The sequence below is a fragment of the Paraliomyxa miuraensis genome (assembly GCF_026337845.1).
Lineage (GTDB): Bacteria > Myxococcota_A > Polyangia > Nannocystales > Nannocystaceae > Paraliomyxa > Paraliomyxa miuraensis.
On record NZ_JAOVZF010000158.1, the window covers coordinates 1 to 18635 of the forward strand.

16 protein-coding genes and 1 pseudogene are annotated in these 18635 nt (G+C 70.3%); 4 read left to right on the plus strand and 13 right to left on the minus strand.

The window, feature by feature from the left end:
• Nucleotides 1–85: 85 nt before the first annotated feature.
• Together OEB96_RS29325 and OEB96_RS29330 are read right to left on the minus strand one after the other, a co-directional pair.
• The gene (locus OEB96_RS29325; RefSeq protein ID WP_266220088.1) at nucleotides 86–367 is read right to left on the minus strand and encodes a hypothetical protein; all 282 of its coding nucleotides are present in this window, start codon (nucleotides 365–367) and stop codon (nucleotides 86–88) included.
• Nucleotides 368–379: 12 nt separating this feature from the next.
• Entirely contained in the window at nucleotides 380–2056 is a 1677-nt protein-coding gene (locus tag OEB96_RS29330; RefSeq protein ID WP_266220089.1) for a hypothetical protein, read from the minus strand.
• A 389-nt stretch (nucleotides 2057–2445) separates the two neighbouring features.
• Here OEB96_RS29330 and OEB96_RS29335 point away from each other — a divergent pair, with 389 nt between their 5' ends.
• A complete protein-coding gene (locus OEB96_RS29335) occupies nucleotides 2446–3540 on the plus strand; it encodes a sensor histidine kinase (protein ID WP_266220090.1) in 1095 nt (364 codons plus the stop codon).
• Complete coding sequence (locus tag OEB96_RS29340) at nucleotides 3537–4154, plus strand: response regulator (RefSeq protein ID WP_266220091.1); 618 nt, start codon at nucleotides 3537–3539, stop codon at nucleotides 4152–4154. The genes OEB96_RS29335 and OEB96_RS29340 overlap by 4 nt, the downstream gene beginning before the upstream one ends.
• Before the next feature lie 108 nt (nucleotides 4155–4262).
• Here OEB96_RS29340 and OEB96_RS29345 read toward each other — a convergent pair whose 3' ends face one another.
• Nucleotides 4263–4766: an AAA family ATPase gene (locus OEB96_RS29345; protein WP_266220092.1), complete on the minus strand. Its 504-nt coding sequence runs from the start codon at nucleotides 4764–4766 to the stop codon at nucleotides 4263–4265.
• A 227-nt stretch (nucleotides 4767–4993) separates the two neighbouring features.
• On the opposite strand from OEB96_RS29345, the gene OEB96_RS29350 reads away from it, so the two are divergent.
• Nucleotides 4994–6388, plus strand: coding sequence for a hypothetical protein (locus tag OEB96_RS29350; protein WP_266220093.1), 1395 nt, complete (start codon nucleotides 4994–4996; stop codon nucleotides 6386–6388).
• A gap of 21 nt (nucleotides 6389–6409) precedes the next feature.
• Here OEB96_RS29350 and OEB96_RS29355 read toward each other — a convergent pair whose 3' ends face one another.
• From OEB96_RS29355 to OEB96_RS29400, 10 genes and pseudogenes are all read right to left on the minus strand, one after another.
• Nucleotides 6410–7090: a hypothetical protein gene (locus OEB96_RS29355; RefSeq protein WP_266220094.1), complete on the minus strand. Its 681-nt coding sequence runs from the start codon at nucleotides 7088–7090 to the stop codon at nucleotides 6410–6412.
• Between the two features lie 58 nt (nucleotides 7091–7148).
• Nucleotides 7149–10085: a serine/threonine-protein kinase gene (locus OEB96_RS29360; protein WP_266220095.1), complete on the minus strand. Its 2937-nt coding sequence runs from the start codon at nucleotides 10083–10085 to the stop codon at nucleotides 7149–7151.
• Between the two features lie 60 nt (nucleotides 10086–10145).
• A complete protein-coding gene (locus tag OEB96_RS29365) occupies nucleotides 10146–11129 on the minus strand; it encodes a M23 family metallopeptidase (protein ID WP_266220096.1) in 984 nt (327 codons plus the stop codon).
• 246 nt (nucleotides 11130–11375) lie between these two features.
• Nucleotides 11376–12395, minus strand: coding sequence for a virulence RhuM family protein (locus OEB96_RS29370; protein ID WP_266220097.1), 1020 nt, complete (start codon nucleotides 12393–12395; stop codon nucleotides 11376–11378).
• A 233-nt stretch (nucleotides 12396–12628) separates the two neighbouring features.
• On the minus strand, nucleotides 12629–13822 hold the full coding sequence (locus OEB96_RS29375; RefSeq protein ID WP_266220098.1) for a trypsin-like serine protease: 1194 nt from the start codon (nucleotides 13820–13822) through the stop codon (nucleotides 12629–12631).
• 125 nt (nucleotides 13823–13947) lie between these two features.
• The gene (locus OEB96_RS29380; RefSeq protein ID WP_266220099.1) at nucleotides 13948–14412 is read right to left on the minus strand and encodes a hypothetical protein; all 465 of its coding nucleotides are present in this window, start codon (nucleotides 14410–14412) and stop codon (nucleotides 13948–13950) included.
• Entirely contained in the window at nucleotides 14409–15602 is a 1194-nt protein-coding gene (locus OEB96_RS29385; RefSeq protein WP_266220100.1) for an FG-GAP repeat domain-containing protein, read from the minus strand. The genes OEB96_RS29380 and OEB96_RS29385 overlap by 4 nt, the downstream gene beginning before the upstream one ends.
• Before the next feature lie 117 nt (nucleotides 15603–15719).
• A complete protein-coding gene (locus OEB96_RS29390) occupies nucleotides 15720–16595 on the minus strand; it encodes a hypothetical protein (protein WP_266220101.1) in 876 nt (291 codons plus the stop codon).
• Between the two features lie 152 nt (nucleotides 16596–16747).
• The gene (locus OEB96_RS29395; RefSeq protein WP_266220476.1) at nucleotides 16748–17197 is read right to left on the minus strand and encodes a Rieske 2Fe-2S domain-containing protein; all 450 of its coding nucleotides are present in this window, start codon (nucleotides 17195–17197) and stop codon (nucleotides 16748–16750) included.
• 14 nt (nucleotides 17198–17211) lie between these two features.
• Nucleotides 17212–17523 (minus strand): annotated as a pseudogene (locus tag OEB96_RS29400) (tyrosine-type recombinase/integrase); the annotation flags it as partial.
• A gap of 191 nt (nucleotides 17524–17714) precedes the next feature.
• Here OEB96_RS29400 and OEB96_RS29405 point away from each other — a divergent pair.
• Entirely contained in the window at nucleotides 17715–18563 is an 849-nt protein-coding gene (locus OEB96_RS29405) for an alpha/beta hydrolase (RefSeq protein WP_266220102.1), read from the plus strand.
• Nucleotides 18564–18635 lie beyond the last annotated feature (72 nt).

Consider the following 18635-nt stretch of genomic DNA (forward strand, 5'->3'; position numbering starts at 1 on the left):
TCCAGGCTTCGGAAGGGGACTCACGCGCTCAGCAGCCCGGCGTCGTGAGCGGGCGGACTGCCTACCGCAAGCGCTTGTTTTAGGGCTAGATGCAGGCGACGCCGTACGAGTTGGCCCAGGTCTCCAAGATCTCCATGCAGACCGTGAGCTCGTCCTGCGTGATGTTCATGGCGTCCTCCGCGACGTGTGGGAAGTGCTCCCAACCGCAGGTGGGAACACCAAAGTCGCCCGCATAGAGACCTGCAACGTCGTAGCCGCCCCCGGCGTATGGGATGTTCACCTGTAGCCCGGTTTCCCCAAAACCAAAGCCCGCATAGTCTTGGCAGTACAGCGGCTCGATCGAGAGGGCATCGATCCAAAACGGCATGCTGGCGCACGGTCACGTGGGCTCCGGCGGTGCGTCCGGCGTGTCGCAGTCGGTCCCCGTCCACCCCGGATCGCAAACACACACGTAGCCGTTCACCTGGTCCACGCAGACACCGTTGTCGCAGGGGTCCGCCTCGCACTCGTCGATCTCGATCTCGCAGTCGGTCCCCGTCCACCCCGGAGCGCAAACACACACGTAGCCGTTCACCTGGTCCACGCAGACACCGTTGTCGCAGGGGTCCGCCTCGCACTCGTCGATCTCGATCTCGCAGTCGGTCCCCGTCCACCCCGGAGAACAAACACACACGTAGCCGTTCACCTGGTCCACGCAGACACCGTTGTCGCAGGGGTCCGCCTCGCACTCGTCGATCTCGATCTCGCAGTCGGTCCCCGTCCACCCCGGAGAGCAGGCACACTCGTAGGCGTTCACCTGGTCCTCGCAGTCACCGTTGACGCAAGGGTTCGCTTCACACTCGTCGATCTCGGTGTCGCAGTTGGCCCCCGCAAAGCCCGGCGGGCACTCGCACGCGCCCTCCGAGGCCACCGAGGCGCCCGCCTGCTCGGCCTCGCACGCGCTCGGGTACGTCACGCCGTCGCAGCCGCACACCTCGCCTTGCGGCGCCTCCTCGCAGCCGATCGGCTGCGCCTTGCACAGGCCCGCCGCCACGTCGCCGCACGATGCCGCGTCCACGAAGTGGCAGAACGTGTCCTCGCCACAGTCTGCGTTGCTCGTGCACGCATCGCCCGGAAGGTACATATCGTACGGCTGGCATGCCTCCAGGCCAAAATCGGCATAGTCGCTGTTCCAGTACCAACTCGCGCTCTGCGTGAGGTTGTCCCACCGACCCACGCCCCAGTAGCCCACCTGATCCACCCAGTACGAGGCCATCGCGGGACCCGAGTAGCCCACCGGGAGCGTCCACCAGTTGTTACCCGGCCGTCCCGTCACCTCGAATGGCTCGTTGGTCGGCACCGCGCCCACCAGCGACTGGTACGCAGGCGTGCTCCCGTCCACCTGCGCCATGAGCACACCGCCGAGCCCGATCGTGAAGTCGGCTGCGCTGCCCACCCCGTACGCCGGCGTCCAGTGGATGTAGCTCTGGTTGACCGCATCCCAGCCCCACACGCTCACCACCGAGCTCCCGAGGCGAGCGACGACGTCCGAGGCACGCTCCGGACCGCCCACCATGCACACGGCGAGCTTGTTGTAACCCTGGGCCATCGCCGTGGTGGTCTTCATCACCATCTGCGAGAGCACCCGCGCGTCCCCGGTCTCGATGCCCACGCGGTAGTAGTAGTGCGGGGTCAGGTCGTCGTGGTCGGCCGCGCCGACGTCGGTGTAGTCGGTGGCGCTCGGATCGAGCACCACCTCGACCACACCCGCCGGCAGCGCGTTGCCGAGCGGCAGGCTGGCCAAGAGCGCTGGATCGCTCGAGCGGAACACGCTCACCGCGGTGCCCTGGGCGCCCGACCAGTCGAGTACCACGTCCTCGCCGCCGAGCGAGATCGCCACCGCGAAGCCGGGAGCGGGACCCTCGAAGTCGATGGGGCGCAGCGTGATGAGCTCGCCGTCGAGGTCATCGCTGAGGCAGCTCGCCAAGAGCGCCGTGGGCAGCATGAGGCCCGCGAGGCCCAGGAGCGTGCGCAGACGAGCAGAGCTTGGAAGGGAGGCTTGGTGAGGCATGGACATCGTGGTGGCCCCCTCTTAGCGAAGTGACTGGTCACCTGTCGCCTGTCAGCGACTACCGGTTGTGATCTGTCGAGACCCAACAGGGGGACCTGTCGGAATTACCAGACCCAGCGCAGTCTCCGCACGCGCGATGGCGCGCGCGGAGGGCACGGACGATGGATCGCCAGATTTCCTCATCCGTCGACGGCCGCGTGCAACTCCATGATCGAGGCCCTGTCCGACCGCAAATGCACGGAGCGACGGTGACATCGAAGCAGAGGCAGAGGCGGGCGCGGAATCGGCATTTCGAGTGGAGGGCCGTCTCCGAGCGGCGACGCAGGCGCGAACACGGAGCGCCAGGCTGGCTGCTCGACGAGCTCGCGTCCCTTCACGCCACGTTCTCTGCCGCCGTGGTCGAGGCGCCGCTCGCGGGGCTCGACCTGCTGGTCGCATCGCTCTTGGCCGATCTCGGGCGACTCCTTGGAGCAGCATGCACCACCATATACGAGCGCGCCGACGATCGCCGAGCATTTCGGGCCTGGCAGTCCTGGGCCACTGCGGGGTGCGAGCGCCGGCTGGAGCTCGAGCTCAATGAAGGCTTCGAGTCCTCGCGCGTGCCTGCCCCGCCGGGCCCCTCCCACCGGGTGATCCCGCTCCGCGTGGGTGGAGCGACGCTGGGAGCCCACGGGATCGACGGGGCCCCCCACGAGTCGCTCGCGCAGGCCCTGCACCCGCTGCACAATGCGCTCGCGGTGGCGCTGCTGCGCCGACGCAACGACCGCGAGCAGGCGCGCCGACACGGTGAGTTCGACGAGGTCGAGCGCACGCGCAACGAAGTCGCGTTGACCGCCCTCACCCACCGCTTGATCCGCGCACAAGAAGAAGAGCGAGCCCGGCTCGCCCGCGAGATCCACGATGACCTCGGGCAACGGCTCGCCGCGCTCAAGCTCGAGATCGATCTCTTGGGCCGTGATGCCGCGGATGGCACGCTCGGTGACGCGCTGCGGTCGCGGGTGCAGGCGCTGGGGAAATCGGCCCACGGCGTGGCTGCGGTCGCACGCGGGCTCAGCCACGCGCTGCACCCGGTGATGCTGCAGCAGCTCGGCCTGCCCGACGCCCTCGAGGCACTGTGTCTGCGCACGACGATGCTCTCCGAGGTCGATGCGAGCTTCGAGCCCGGCGACGTCCCCGGGAAGCTCGAGCCCGAGGTGGCGCTGTGCCTCTACCGCGTGGCCCAGGAGGCACTGGGCAACGTCACCCGGCATGGCCACGCGCGCACGGCCGCGGTGAGCCTGGCGCGAGTGGGCGACGAGCTCGTGCTCTCGGTGCGGGACGACGGCGTGGGCATGGCCGCGCGCGACCCCGCAGATCCGCCAGGGCTGGGCCTTCTGGGCATGCAAGAGCGCATGCACCTCGTGCGCGGTCGGCTCGAGGTCACCGCGAGCCTTCGGGCGGGCACGTGCATCACGGCTCGCGTCCCCCTGCTCGAATCGAGCGACTCATGAAGCGCGCACGGATCCTGCTCGCCGATGATCACAGGGTATTCCTGGAGGCGCTGCGCAGCCTGCTCGAGCCGCGCTTCGACGTGGTGGGAACCGTCACCGACGGCAAGGCGCTGGTCCAGGCCGCGCTGCACCTCGAGCCGGATGTGGTGGTCTCGGATGTGTCGATGCCTGGCGGCGATGGGCTCGAGGCCGCACGCCGGCTGCTCGAGCTCGTGCCCGGCGTGGGCGTGGTGTTGCTCACCGTGAGCGACGACCCCGCGCTCGCGGCGCTCGCGATGCGCATGGGGGTGCGCGGCTACGTACTCAAGACCGATGCCTCGACCGGTCTCGTGGCTGCGATCGATGCTGCGCTCGTGGGCGACAAGCACATCAGTCACACCCTGGTGAGCGGGACCCTGTCGCACCTCTCGGGCAAGGAGCCGCTCACGGAGCGACAGACCGAGGTACTGCGGTTGCTGGTGCAGGGTCACACGATGAAGGAGGTCGCAGCCGCGCTCAGCTTGAGCCCACGCACGGTCGCGTTTCACAAGTACCGCATCATGGAGGCGCTCGGGGTCGCCTCCAATGCGGCGCTGCTCCAGCACGCGGTCGCGCGCGGGATGTCCAAGAACTGAGCGATTTCGAGCGGAGGTGCTCCCGTGGAACGTGGCCGGCCTCGAGCCCATGACCGGACTCGAGGTCGCACGCGCGGGCGAGCACGACCTCGTGGACAGGGGCTCGGATCACTCGTCGACGATGGCCCAGGCGGCCCGCTCCTCCTCGGTCGGCGGCTCCCAGGCGTCGTAGGCCCGCTCGAAGATCTCCGGCGGCACTCGTTGGGTGAACGGTCCGGAGGATTGGTTGCGACGAGCGACGCGTTCTCGACAGGTGGCCCGCGGGGCGTCGAGGAGGTGCACGACGAGCTCGAGCCCTTCGCTGCGCGCTCGCTCGTAGAAGGCCTGGCGCTCCTGTTGCCCGAGCAGGCCGATCTCGAGCACGACGTCGGTGCCGCATGCGAGCACGCCGAGCGTCAGGTCCCACAGCACGCCGCGGCATCGCTCGCGGCGCTCGAGATACCAGGCCATGACGCCCTCGGGAGGTCGCGGATCGGCGCCGAACAGCCGCACCATCCACACGTCGAGGTCGAGGAACACGGCCGGCGAACGAGTCACGCGTCGCTGGGCGTAGGTGGTCTTGCCGGCACCAACCGGGCCGATCAACAGGTGAAGGGTTCCACGGGGACTCATCACGGACTCCAGGGAGGCAAAGCGGCACCGAACGCCGACGGCGACCCGACGCCCCCATGCTCGCCGCTTCCTGGCCTTGCAGGCAAGGCCAGGGCGCGGGGCCGAGGCGCTCGTCGCAACGGGCGGGTCGACGCACGGTCGCCATTCACACCGAGCTGCCGCCGCCGCGCGATCTCGACGAGGCGATCCAATCCGAATCATTCGGATCATGCGCTAGGATTGCCCGCATGGTGCACCGTGCATGCTTGCTCGCGATGCTGACGTGCGTGGTCGCGTGCAGCGAGCCCGAGCCCGCACGCACCCCCGCCCCCTCGAGCACCCCCGACCCCGCACGCACCCCCGACCCCGCACGCCCCCCCACCCCCTCGAGCCCCCTCACCCCCTGGTCCGACGCCTGGCTCCTCCGCGAGGGTGAGCGCTTCCTCGAGGACACCGCCTACCGACGCGCGGCGCTCGAGCACTCGCTGGTGAACCCGAACAACCTGTACTCGCGGCAGCGGCTGGCCTCGTATGGCCTGGGCACGCGCCGCTGGGATCGGCTGCCGGTGTGGAATCCCCGCTCGCAGCCGGTGACCGCCGAGCTCGCCGCCCAGCTCGAGCGAGGGCAGGTGCCGAGCGAGCCGAGCGAGCCGCTGTGGGACGGCAACGAGCCGACGACGATGGACGGCTGGGTGGCGCTGGGTCGGCGGGTCTTCTTCGAGTATCCGATGCGGGCCGAGGTCTACATGGAATGGGGCCTGACCAAGCCCGCGCTCGCGACCGCGGTCGGGGTCGAGCGCAGCGCCGAGGGCGGAGTGCCGGGCTTGGTGGTGTTTCGCGACGTCGATCGAGAGGTCCGCGTCGGCATCACGTGTGCGATCTGCCACTCGTCGGTCGACGATGAGGGCGTGGTGGTCGAGGGCGCCGCACGACGCAGCTTCGACTACGGCCGGCTGCGGCTGTCGTACTTCGCCGACACCGGCGAGTGGGTCGAGCCCGGGCTCGCACGCCGCATGGCGACCTGGGGTCCCGGTCGCGCCGACGTGACCGAAGACGACGACGAGGATCCGGTTGCGATTCCGGATCTATGGGGCATTCGCGCGCAGCGGTGGCTCACCCAGGCGGGCACGATCCGTCACGACAGCCCGCTGGCCCTCGCGATCCGGCAGGAGACGCAGCTGACCGATTCGAACCACGCGATGGTCCGCCCTCCGCGAGCGCTGGCGTGGGCGCTCGCGATGTACGTCTACTCGCTCGAGCCACCCACCGCGACGACGATCGACACCGCGAGCCGTGGTGCAGCCGTATTCGCCGACCAGTGCGCGGGGTGCCACGCGAACGAGGGCTACGGCGGTCGCGTGATCGCGGCCGACCGCATTGGCACGGATCCCGCGCTCGCCACGGGCCGAGGTCGCGGCACGGGGACCTATCGCGTGGCGCCCTTGCTGCGCGTCGCCACCGGCGCGCCGTACCTGCACGATGGCTCCGTCGCGTCGCTGCAGGAGCTGCTGTCGCCCGCACGCCTCTCGCCCGACTACACCGCCGGACGTCTCGGGCCGGGGCCGATCCCCGGTCACACTGCCGGCACGGCGCTCGTGGCCCACGACCGCGAGGCGCTGCTCGCCTTCTTGCAGACGATCTAGCAGACGATCTAGGCCTGGATCCTAGGTCTTGACGTTCGGCGGCAGGCTCGTCGGGGCATCCACCTCGACGCTCTGCTGCACGGTCTGGTCGTCACCATCGACCGAGAGCACGGCCTTGACCGTGTACGTCTGGTTCCAGCGGTCCTCGACCTTGGACCAGTCGGGCTGCGTCAGCGCGTAGCTCACCGAGAGATCCTGCCCCGGCTCGACCTTCTGATCCCACGGAAGGTAGCCGTCTGCATCCGACCACACGCTCGGCGCGCGCGCCTCGAGCATGCCGAGCGACGTGCCCGACTCGAGCATCAGCTCGACGGACCTCACCGCCATTGCGGCCGGCCTTGCGCCCTCCGGCGCGACGATTGCCAGCTGGATCGAGCTCTGCTCGCAACGACGCTTGGCCTTGGACTTGGCACTGAGGCCCGCGTCGCTCTTGCTGCGCTTGGCCTTCATCGGCGGCTCCCGGGGCGGGGTGTTCGGGCCCCCGCCGCAATCGTCGGCGAGCGTGGCAGCCGTCATCTGCACGGTGATCGTGGCCGCAGCCACCGTGCCCTCGGGCTCGCCATCCGACCTGCCCTCGGGCGGCTCGTCCGGCTCGACCACGGATTGCGGCGGTGCGCTCGGCTCGACCTCGTCGACGGTCTTGGGGCCCGACTTGGTGCAACCGAGCAATCCAACGAGGGCGAACACGACGCGGGTGTGCATGCGCGAACGATACCATGCGGCCGGGCGTGGGCGATCGACACGCACCGGCCACGAGCGCTCACCCCCCTGCCGCTCCGTCGTCCGCGTGCTCCCGCAGCCACGCCTCCGCCTCGGTCCGCTGCGCGAGCTCGCCATCGAGCCCGACCACCGCGGCCACCGCGTCGCGCACGAGCGCCACCGCGCGCTTGCGATCGCCTCCCGACTCCCAGAGCGCCCGACCGAGGGCGAACCTCACCTCGCACAGCTCGGGTGGCGGGGTGTGCTCGGGGGCCCGCAGCACCAGCCCCCGCTCGAGCGGGGGCACGGCGGCGCTGGGCTCGTGCTTGGCCAGCAGCGCCCGCCCGAGCCCGACGAGCGGATACGACACCTGGAAGGCGTCGGGGCCCAGGCTCTCTTCGAGCACGGGCAGCGCGCGCGCGAACCCCTGGGCCGCGAGCTCGACGTGGCCGGCCTTCAGCTCCACCTCGGCCAGGTTGATGATCGACGAGGCCGTGAGCGCATGGTCGGGACCCAGGGCTTGCTCGCGGATCTGGAGCGCCCGCCGCTGGCTGCGGAGCGCTCCGTCCACGTCGCCCACGGCGAGCTGATCGATCCCGAGGTTGTTCAGCCCCATGGCCACGTTGGGGTGGTCGACGCCAAAGGTCTGCTCCATGCCCGCGATCGCGCGCTCGTGCAGGGGAATCGAGGCGCGCATCTCCCCCCGCAGCGACAGCGTGAGCGCCAGATTGCCGACGATGCGCAGCGTCTGCGGGTGTGAGGGGCCGTGGTCCCGCTCGCTGCGTACCAGGGCCTGCCGCAGCAGCTGCTCGGCCCGGGCGGTGTCGTTGAGATCATTGGCGACGTTGGCGAGGTTGACCATGTGCAGCGTGACGCTGGGGTGGTCCTTGCCGAGCAGGCGCTCGGTGAGATCGAGCGCCTGCTCGTGGTGACGACCCGCTTGGTCGCTCCGACCCATCACGCGCGAGGTGCTGCCGAGGCGGCTGAGCAAGAGCGCGTGCCGGGTGGTCTCGGCCCCGCCCGCCGCCAGCAGGCGCTCGAGGCCCTGCGCGTAGGCGGCCTCGGCGTCCTCGTAGCGCCCGGCCGCGTGGTGCAGGCTGCCCAGGTGCTCGAGCAGCCGTACCTGCATGGACTGGTCGCCGGCGCGGGCCAGCTCGGCGCGCGCGTGCTCGCTCCACTGCAAGCCCTCCTCGTGGCGCGCCTGCTCCACCCCCACCACGTGGACCAGCTCGAGCGCGGCCTGTGAGGCGACGTCGGGGCGGCCCTGCTCGGTGGCGAGGAAGTACGCGTCGCGAAGGGCCTGCTCGGCCGCGGCGAAGTCGGCCACGCAGGTGGCCACGCGCCCCTTCAGCAGCGCCAGCTCGGCGTACAGCGGCGCGTGCTCGAGCGCGTCGACCTCGGGGGCCACCGCGCGCAGCTCCTCGCCGGCCTCGTCGCAGCGCGACATGCCCTCGAACGCCTCGACCCGGGCCAGGCGCCCGCGCACGAGGGTCACGCGCTCGGCGAGCGTGGGGTCGTCGGGGAGCAAGGGCTCGTGGTCCCCGTCGCGCGCCTCGGCGCACGCGGCCAGCGACGGCAGCTGCTCGACGGCGGCGATGGCCTTGGTCGCCCCCTCGTCGTCGGCCTCCGAGAGCGCCTGCACCAGCGCCTCGAAGCTCCGCCGCCGCCGCCGGAGGCACTGCACGCGGGCCTCGAGCACCGCGTCGCCCGTGGGCTCGGCGTTGGCGGCCTCGCACGCGGCTCGCCGCGCGCTGGCCCACTCACTGGCCCATGCACTGGCATAGTCGTCGAGCGCGGTGCTCACCCGCGCCCAGGTCTCGGGCGCATGGGCGGCCTCGGTGCGCTCGATCGCGGCCTTCACCCCGCTGCGCGCCGCGTCGGTCCACAGCGCAGGCGGCAGCGCGCCCTCGTCCTCGCAGCCCGGCAGCGCCTCCTCGGGGGAGGGCAGCAGCACGAGCACCGCGCCCAGCCCGACCGCGAGACCCCCGGCGGCCAGGGCCCACCCGCGCCGCCGGGCCGCGACGGGCTGGCTCACCGCCTCGAGCTCGGACAGCAGCGCCGTCATCGATGGCCAGCGATCGCGGGGCTCGGGGGCCATGCCTCGCACGAGCGCGGCGACCAGCCGTCGGGGCGCGTCGATCTCCCGCGGCCACGACCCAGGCCCGCGAACCTTGGCCCGCCCCAGCTCGATGTACGAGCCCTGGAACGGCCGCGCTCCGCACAGTGCCTGCCACAGCGTCACGCAGAACGCATACTGATCGGTGCGGCCGTCGGCGGGCAGGTCCTGGAACTGCTCGGGTGCCATGTAGGCGGGCGTGCCCACCACCATGCCGGTGGCCGTGAGCGCGTCGTCGAGCGGGTGACTCGCCGAGGCCGAGGGCGGTGGATCGTCCGAGAGCTCGGCGCGCTGGTCGAGCGAGGCATCGGGCGTGCGCGCCAGCCCGAAGTCCATCACCCGCACGCGGCCGTCGTTGCCGAGGATCACGTTGCCGGGCTTGAAGTCGCGGTGCACCAGCTCGGCCGCGTGAGCGGCCTCGAGCCCGCGGCCCGCCTGCAGGAACAGCGGCAGGGCCTCGCGCCACGGTCGGGGACCCGGCTTCATCCACTCGGCGAGCGTCGGTCCCTCGACCAGCTCCATGACCAGCACGAAGTCGTCCTCGAGCTCGACGTCGTACACCTCGATCACATTGGGGTGCGAGAGCTGGGCCAGCGCCTGCGCCTCGCGGACCAGGCGAGCCCGCACGCGTGCGTCGAGCACCCAGGACTTGAGTCGCTTGAGCGCGACCTCGCGATCGAGGCGGAGGTCGCGAGCGCGATACACCTCGCCCATGCCGCCCTCGCCGAGCAGGCCCAGGATTCGGAAGCGCCCTCGCGAGCGGGGCGGCGACGGGCGCGAGGGATCCGAGAACCCGCCGCTGGCATCGTCCCACGATGCCTCGGTCGAGGTGCGCTCCTCCGTCGCCATGCCCAGTGGTGCTCGCGGCGAGTGGGGGTCCATCGGCGAGCAGCCTACCATCGGCGAGCGTCGGCGAGCGTGCGATCTCCGTGGCCCGTCGGATCACGGGCAGTTCCCGCTCACCACGTCGCGCCAGGTCTGGCTGTTGCTCTGGCCATACTCGACGCCATCGAACCACGGGAGGATGCGCTCGGCCCCGGAAAAGCCCCAGCTCGCCTCGCCGTCGCCGTTGGCGTCGAAGCCGAGCTCGAAGTGCAGGTGGGGATGGTTGTTCGAGGTGGGGCCGGTCTTGCCGACGGCACCGATGCCGTCGCCGAGCTCCACGACGTCGCCGACCTCGACCGCTCGCGATTGCATGTGCACGTACGTGGTGAAGTAGCCGCCGCCGTGATCGATCTGCACCAGGTTGCCGGCGTTGGCGTGAAAGAACGACTGGTTGACGATGCCGGGGCCGGGGGCGAGGAGCGGCGCGCCTTCGGTGCCGTGCTGATCGGGCTCGCGCACCATGTCGAGCGCCGGTGCATGGCCCCATGTGTCGAGCCGCCACGCGTCCCCGCACACGAACGGGAGCTGGAGGCCCTCGGGGATCTGCACCTCTTCTTCCTCCGGCGGGGTCTCGTCCTCGTCCTCGCACACGCCGGTGTTCTCGAGCCTCCCGATCTCCGCCCACTGCGGCATGTCGTGCCAGCGGTCGAGATCGCGGTAGCCGTCGATCACGGTGGGGGCCCCCCACAGGGTCTCTCCCGCGATGATGGAGTATTGGATCTCCGAGGTGGGATCGGGCTCGGCGTAGACGTTCAAGAGCGAGTCGTCGGCGCTCGGCAGGACGACGTAGAGGCACCAGTCCTGCTCCTGCGGCGGCTCTTCGCCCGTGGTGGTGCTGCCGTCGTCGGCGCCCCCGGTCGTACCGCCCTCGTCGTCGTCCTCGGGGGCGGTGTCCGCATCGTCACCCGCCGCGCTGGAGCCGTCGCCCCCGCTCGTGCCAGGATCCCATGCCTGACTGGACTCGCCATCGCCCGAGCAGCCCGCGAGCGAGAGCAAGAGCCCAAGTCCCCACGACGCCCCGACGCGAACGACGATCCTCATCGCTCGTTCTTAGCATGCACTCCACGGAGGCGACGCAGCGCATTGGGTAAGGCTCGGCAGGCAAAGAACTGGACGTGCCGGTAGGCGCGATCCCAAGGCGATCACGGGGAGAAAACCCGGCGATGTGCGTCACCGGAGCTTCCCATGCTCTCATGCCGAGCGGTCGAGCCCAGCGATCGAGACCGACCGCTACTCATGGCACCGTGTGCCCGCAAAGCGCTCGAGCGCCGACAGCCGTACCACATCTCATCCTTCGCCTTCTCCGAGTTCCTTGACCCGCGCCACGAACCGGTCGAAATCCGACCGGATCCCTCCTCTCTCTTCCTCCAACGCTTGCTGCCGTGCCTGGTACCGCAAGAGCTCCCCTTCGGCGTGCTCGAGCGCCAGCTCTCGGCTGACTCTCCCCGCGTCTCCGAGCACGTTCCGTTCGTGGAACTTCAGGAACCCGTCGAGCTTGGCCACCCAATCTGCCATCGTCATCGCCCGCCGCATCCGCGCCTGGTCCTCCGCATAGTCGAGGTACATCCCCACAATCCGCTCGAGCTCCCGAAGTTCGTCCTCCTTCAAGTAGTTCTTCGCGATTCCCACGTCTGTCTTGCAGATCGACCCCTTCGGCGAGCGCGTCCACGTCGTCAGGCCCATGTTCGGTTTGCTCGCGTCGGCCCGTTCGCGGATGAGCTCGGCGGCCGTGTGCCCGTGGATGGCCCAGTGCAGCTTGTTCTGCACCGTCGCGTAGAACCGCTGCGTGATGTCCGACTTGGCGTCGTAGTCCGCGCTGCACTGCGCGTAGATGTCGGTGATCTTCTGGTAGAACCGCCGCTCGGATGCGCGGATGGCCCGGACTCGCTCGAGCAACTCCTCGAAGTAGTCCACCCCCAGGTTGCCGCGCCCCGACGCCAGGCGCTCGTCATCGAGTATGAAGCCCTTGACCAGGTACTCCTCCAGCCGCGCCGTTGCCCATTGCCGGAAGCGCGTGCCCTGCGTCGACCGCACGCGGTACCCGACGGCGAGCACCGCCGGCAGCGCATAGTGGTCGATGAGCCGAGAAACCCTGCGATTTCCCTCAGTTCGAACGATCCGGAATTTCCGGATCGTTGCCCCGGGATCGAGTTCCTCCTCCTCGTAGATGTTGACGAGATGCTCATTGATCGTGCGCACGTCCTTGCCATACAGCTCCGCCATGAGCCGCTGCGTCAGCCATACCGTCCCCTCCACGAGCCGCACGTGCACCCGCGCGACCCCTTCGTCGTCGATGTAGACGAGCAATTCGCCAGGGGCATCGAGGGAGGTCGATGCCTTGGGCTTGCGGGGCACGGGTCGCTGATACCATCCCTTGCCCCCAAGCGGTATGAGCCTCACCGGCTCGCGCCCGGCCTACTGCTGGCCGCCCTCAGGGGCCGCGGCTGCTCTTCCTTCGACGTCCCGCCACCAACGCCGACGCATGCAGCCACTCGCCGAGACACCCCCGGCGCCCGCCGAGCGCCGACGGTCATGCCAGGTCACGATCCGTGCCCCCCCTTGCCCGGTGACTTCGGCGGCACGGGATCCGCTGGTGTCGGCGGCGGGACGGGATCACCCGGTGGAGGTGGCGGAGGCGGTCTTCCGCCACCTCCACCGCACGCGGCTCCCGTCGGGATCTCGAACACCTTCCCCGTGGCCTCGTCGAAGCAGCCCTCGTGATGGCACAGGGGCATGGGCTTGCCGTCGGGGTCCTTGGGGCGGGCGCCCTCGACGTTGCACTTGGCGCCGTTCCAGCACGCATACTTGGCATTGCCGGATTCGAGCTCGAAGTGGCAAAACGGCGACCGCTCGGGCGGAATGCACACGCAGCACTGCTCGGCGATCGCGTAGGTCAGGAAGTCACCATTGCCGTTCAGCGAGGTCGACGTGATCTGATTCGAGGTCGCCGATCCACACGGCATGCCGGTGAACCACGAGCCGAGCGAGCCGTTCGTGCCGCCGCTGATCACCCCGCGAATCCCCTCCCCCAGGTAGCTCGGTCCGCCGCTGTCGCCTCTGCACGCTACATCGGGGGCCCCATCACCATTGTTCCACGGGACGAGATCGTAGTACGCACCGTTGCCGTCGCCGAATTCGGGGTCTTCGTCGTGGAGCGCGGACTCTGCCATCCACGCTTCCGACACCATCGCGCGCGAGTTCGCATCCACCTCGGTGGGGCCGCGCCCGAACAGCCGCCAGACTCGACCTTCCTTGAACGGAGGCGGGGGCCTGAGGTTCAGCTTCACGTACTCAGCGGGCAGTCGCTCGTTCTGCTCGCGCCTGAAGATCGCCAGATCCTGCGCCTGCTGAGCCGGGGTGGTATCGGTGCCTGCACCCAGCGCAACAACCCTCGTGATGCGTGCCGACCTGAGGGGCTGTTCGACCGGCAGCCCCAGCTCCCACTCGTTGCGCTCGTGCGCGGCCCAGCGGGGCTTGGTCTGGCAGTGGGCCGCGGACAGGATGCACTCGGAGCGCTCGACCTGGGTGCCCGTGCAGATGAACCCCTCGGGGTCGTACAAGACACCGGTGGCCTTCTTCTTGGCGAGCTGCCCGTTGGCGATGAGCCAGATGGAACCTCGAAGGGCGCGTAGATCGTGGCCCATGCGAGCGCCCACGATGGCGGCCTCGTTGGCCCGCGAATCGGCGGGTCGCACCGAGAGGGTCCCCAGGACCGCGACAGTGGCGACCACCATGCCGACCCGACCATGGCTCCAACGAGAAGGTGGATGGCGTGGTGCGTTCATCGAGGATCAATGGTGCCACGTCACCGGGGGCGATCCTGCGCGTGCCCGGGTCGAAATGATCGCCCACGGTCGAATCAGAACCTCCGCCGCAGCCCCAGCGCCATGCCACCCGGGCCTCCGCTCATCAGCACCATCGTTCGCGCGGCCGCAGCCTCGTGGCGCCTGCGCCCGATGACGACGAGCGGAATCCCCACCGCCACCGCCACCGTGGCCGTGATCGCGCCCGCGATCGCCAGCCGATTGCCGAGCCGCCCGCGCGCCAGCACGTCGCGACGCGTCTCGATGTCGTCGCGCAGGACCAGCGCCTGCAGATCGCTCTCGGCCCGGCTCCCCATCCCCAGACCCACGGCCATCAGCCCGTAGCCCGCCACTCCCGCCACCACCACGCCGACCCCGGCCCCGACCATGCGGTCGCCCGGCAGCCGCACCGGCCGCTCGGGAGCAGCCTGCGGAGCGGGAGCGGGCTCGGCCGCGCGCGCACCGGTGGTGCTCGCCACCAGGCTCACCACCATCACCCCTGCAATCGCGATGCGTCTCATGGCTCGACCTCCAGCACCCGCAGCGCTCCCACGCCCTGCGCCGGCCCCAGCAGCACCTCGGTGAGCCCGTCGCGATCGAAGTCGACCGCCACCAGCGACCCGACGGCGCCCTCGACCGGCAGCGCGATCCCGTCGGGGTGCCGGCTCCCGCGCGCCAGGAACACCCACAGCGCGGGCTCGGCGTCCGTCAGCACCACCAGGTCGCGCTCGGTGCTGCGATCGAGGTCCGCCACCACCACGGCACGAACCCGCCCCGAGGCTTCGACGCGCTCGGTGGCCACGAAGTGCCCCTCGCCGTCGCCCACCAGCACGGTCACGCCGCCGTCCTCGTCGGGAACGAGCAGATCGAAGTCACCGTCGCCGTCGACGTCGGTCGCCACCACCTCGGCGGGTCGCTGCTCCAGCACCAGCGGCTCGCCCTTCACCAGCCCGCCGCCGCCGTCACCGAGCCAGATCCACAGCTGCCGTGCCTCGCCGTCGACCACCGCCAGGTCCAGCGCGTCGTCGGCATCGAGCGGCGCCGCCTCGCTCACCCACCACGTCCCGCTCGCCTCGAGCGACACGGGCTCGGCCAGGGTCCGCGAAGCCACATCGACCACCGCCTGCCGAAGCCCCTCGGCATCGACCCACGAGAGCCACGCCGGGCCGGCCCAGGATCCCGCGTCGGCCACCGCCAGATCGACCATGGGGCTCGTGCTCATCGTCGCCGCCCCGAAGGCCCAGCTCGTGCCGTCGCCAAACCCCAGGCTCACCGCAAGCGCGTCCTCGTCCACGGCCACCACGTCGAGCCGCTCGTCGTCGTCGAGCAACGAGAACCGCAGCGGCCCCCGGAGGCCGCCGCCGGACAGGGCCTGGAGCACCGACCAGCCGTCCCCGTCGCGCGCCCATACCTGTGGCGACCCGTCGGCCCCGCGCACGAGCAGCTCGGGCGTGGCGTCGCCATCGAGGTCGCCGGCCCGTAGCTCGCCCGTCATCGGCGGCGCGCCGAAGACCTCCGCCGCGCTCACCAGGCACAGCTCGCCGCGCTGCGCGAGCCCATCCCCGCAGCGGCCGCAGACCTCGTTGGTGCAGCCCAGCTCGGCCCCGCAATCGGCATGCTCGCGGCAGCTCGCGCCCAGGGTCGACTCGCCCGAGAAGCACCCGAGCAGCGAGGCCATCAGCGCCGCAGCTCCGAGCCTTGGGCCGCTCATGAGGCCGCAGGCTAGCACGGCCCGAACGAGAGCCAACCAAGGGCGAAGGCCGCCCCCGCCAGGCAGGAGCGGCCCTCGACGGCCCTTCGTGGTGGGCCCGCGGCTGGCAAGCGGCCGTCAGCCGCACATGCCCGGGACGACCTCCAGCGTGTTGCCGGCGATCGCGATCTCCGGCAGCGTGCAGGTCTCGCCCGGCATGCAGTCGGAGTCCTCGTTGCACGGCGAGCACACGGCCACCACGGGGATGCCCATGAGCGCCGCCGGGGCGCAGTTGCCCGACATGCACTCGGAGCCGTCGCCGGTGGCGTTGCAGCCCTCGTTGTCGGGGACCGAGCCCGGATCGACGCACTGGTAGAAGCCGCCGATGTTGGCGATGTCGTAGGTGGGCGTGCAGATCTGCCCGCCCGTGCAATCGCCGTCGGACTCGCACTCGCTGCAGGTGGACGCCGACAGGATGCCCGGGACCTCGATGAGCGTGGGGCAGAACAGGCCGGCGGCGCACACGTCGGCCGACTCGCAGCTCTCGCCGATGTCGCCGGTGGTGCTGCACACGGCCGGGGTCATGGTCAGCGGGTTGCCGAAGTTGCAGCCGAAGCCGGTGGTGTCGGCGCAGTCGGCATCCTCGTCGCACTCCGAGCACACGCCGCCGAGCGGGCCGACCACGAAGCAGTTGCCCGAGGCACAGTCGCACTCCGGATCGGCACACGCCGCCCCGAGCTCGGCCATGTCGCACACCGGGCCGGTGGTGGGCTCGTCGGTGGTGCTGATGGTGCTGTCGGTGGTGGCGGTGGTCGTCGTCGTGGACGAGTCACCGGTGTCGGCGGTCGTCGTCGTGGGCATGGAGGTCATGCTGTCGGACGACGTGCTCGGATCGTCGCTCGTGCTCGAGCCGTCGTCCGTGGTGTCGTCCTCCTTGCCGCCATTGCACGCGGGGGCAAGACCCAGCGCCAGCACCAACGAGAACCCGGTCAGCAGTCGAAGCTTGTCGTTCATGTCGAAGATCTCCCTCTAGTCTCGCCGCGATCTGGGCGGCCAAGCGCGGCGCGGCGTGGTCGCCGGCCTCTCGTGGGGGCATCCTCGCGCCAAGCCCGGCGCCAAGTAAAGCGCCTTTTCAACCAAGCCTGCGGCAAAACACGCGATACGGCTCACGCGCCGCCCGCTTCGCCCGAGGGTCCGCCCGCTTCGGCCGCAGGCCCCGAGGCCCCTGCTTGGCCCAGGGCCCCTGCTTGGCCCAGGGCTGGGATCGACACCACCGCATCCCGGCCTTGGCGCTCCACCTCGAGCTTCTCGAGCGCCTTGCCCACGCACGGACCGCGGTCGCACACCCCCGAGTGGGGCTCGTAGGCGGCCCCGTGGGTGCGGCAGTAGATCCGCCCCAGCTTGGCGCTGAAGAACTCGCCGGTCCCCATGTCGAGGTCGAAGGACACGTGGGCGCAGCGGTTGCGATAGGCCACCAGCGTCTCGCCGTCCGGCTCGCGGAGCATCATCACGAAGCCACGTCCCTCGTAGCCACCATCCTCGAACACGAAGGTCCGCGCCTGCCCATGCTGCAGGCCCTCCACCCCCTCCACCACGATCCGCTGTGCTGCTCGCATCACGACGCCGCATGCTAGCGTAGGCCCCCCTTGGGGGGCAGCTCGCTGTACCGCTTGCCGCGGGCCGAACCGAGCAAACCGCCACGATTGGCCACCAACAAGGCCCCCTTGGGGGTCATCACGACGCTCTGGTGCCCGGCCAACTTCTGGATCGCCCGCGCGGGCGCGCCCTTCATGGCGAGATGGCTGCAGAACGTATGCCGTAGGAAGTGGGGCCCCTTGATCGGGAACCCCGCCTCCGTCTGGACTGCGGTCAGCCAATCCCGGATGCCCTGCGCCCGTGCGGGCGTCTTGCGCCGCATCGCATATAGAGGATCCGCGGACCCCCCGGTGCTGCTCGAAGGCTCGCTTGAGGTCGTTCGACAGCTGGACGGTCCGGTTGCGGTAGCCCCTGGTCGACGCTCGGTCTCCTGGGTCGAGGCCCCAGCCGAGCGAGAGCCTCGTGGTGAACTCGATGGGTGCTACCGTGGGCGGCACGATGCGGTGTGTAGCAGCCCTCGTCTGCCTCGCTGTTTGCGTGAGCGCGTGCGCCCCCAAACCTGCGCCCGCCGCGGCCCCCGTGCTGCCGACATCGTCTAGCAAGGAGACGCTCGAGCCCCTGGTGATCGGCCAGACGTGGACGATCGACTCGCAGGTGCTGGACGAGACGCGGCGCATCAACGTCCTCGTGCCCACGATCTACGGCGAGGCGATCGACGAGCCGCTCCCCGTGCTCTACGTGCTCGACGGAGGGATCTACGAGGACTTCTTGCACGTGGCCGGGCTCGTGCAGGTGCTCGTGAGCAACGGCAGCATGCGCCCGCGGATCGTGGTGGGCATCGAGAATACGGAGCGCCGTCGGGACATGACCGGCCCCACGACCAACCCGGACGATCTGGCGATCGCGCCCGTGGTCGGTGGCTCGGCCTCGTTTCGCGGCTTCTTCGCCGACGAGCTGATGCCCGCGGTCGCACGCCGCCATCGTGTCACCGGAGAGGCCGCGATCGTCGGTGAGTCGCTCGCAGGGCTGTTCGTGGTCGAGACGCTGTTGCTTCGACCCGAGCTGTTCGACGCCTACATTGCCGTGGACCCGAGCCTCTGGTGGGCCGACCGAGCGCTGTTGGGCTCCGCCGAGGCGCACCTTGGCGAGCACGTGCTCCGCGGCAAGTCGCTGTTCATCGCCAGCGGAAGCGAGCCGGAGCTGGCCACGCTCGCGTCGTCGTTGGTCGAGACCCTGAGCGGCCACACACGCGATGGGCTCACCGTGCGCTACGAGCCCATGCCCGAGCAGACCCACGCGACGATCTTCCACCCGGCGGCGCTGCGGGCATTCGTCGCCATGCTAGGGCCCGTGCCGAGCGACGCGAACGAAGGCCCGAGCGAGTGAGCCGCAGCGGCGCCGAAGGGCGACGCAGCGCCGTGGACCGCCCGCCCCGAAATGTCGCTTATGCGGACTTCC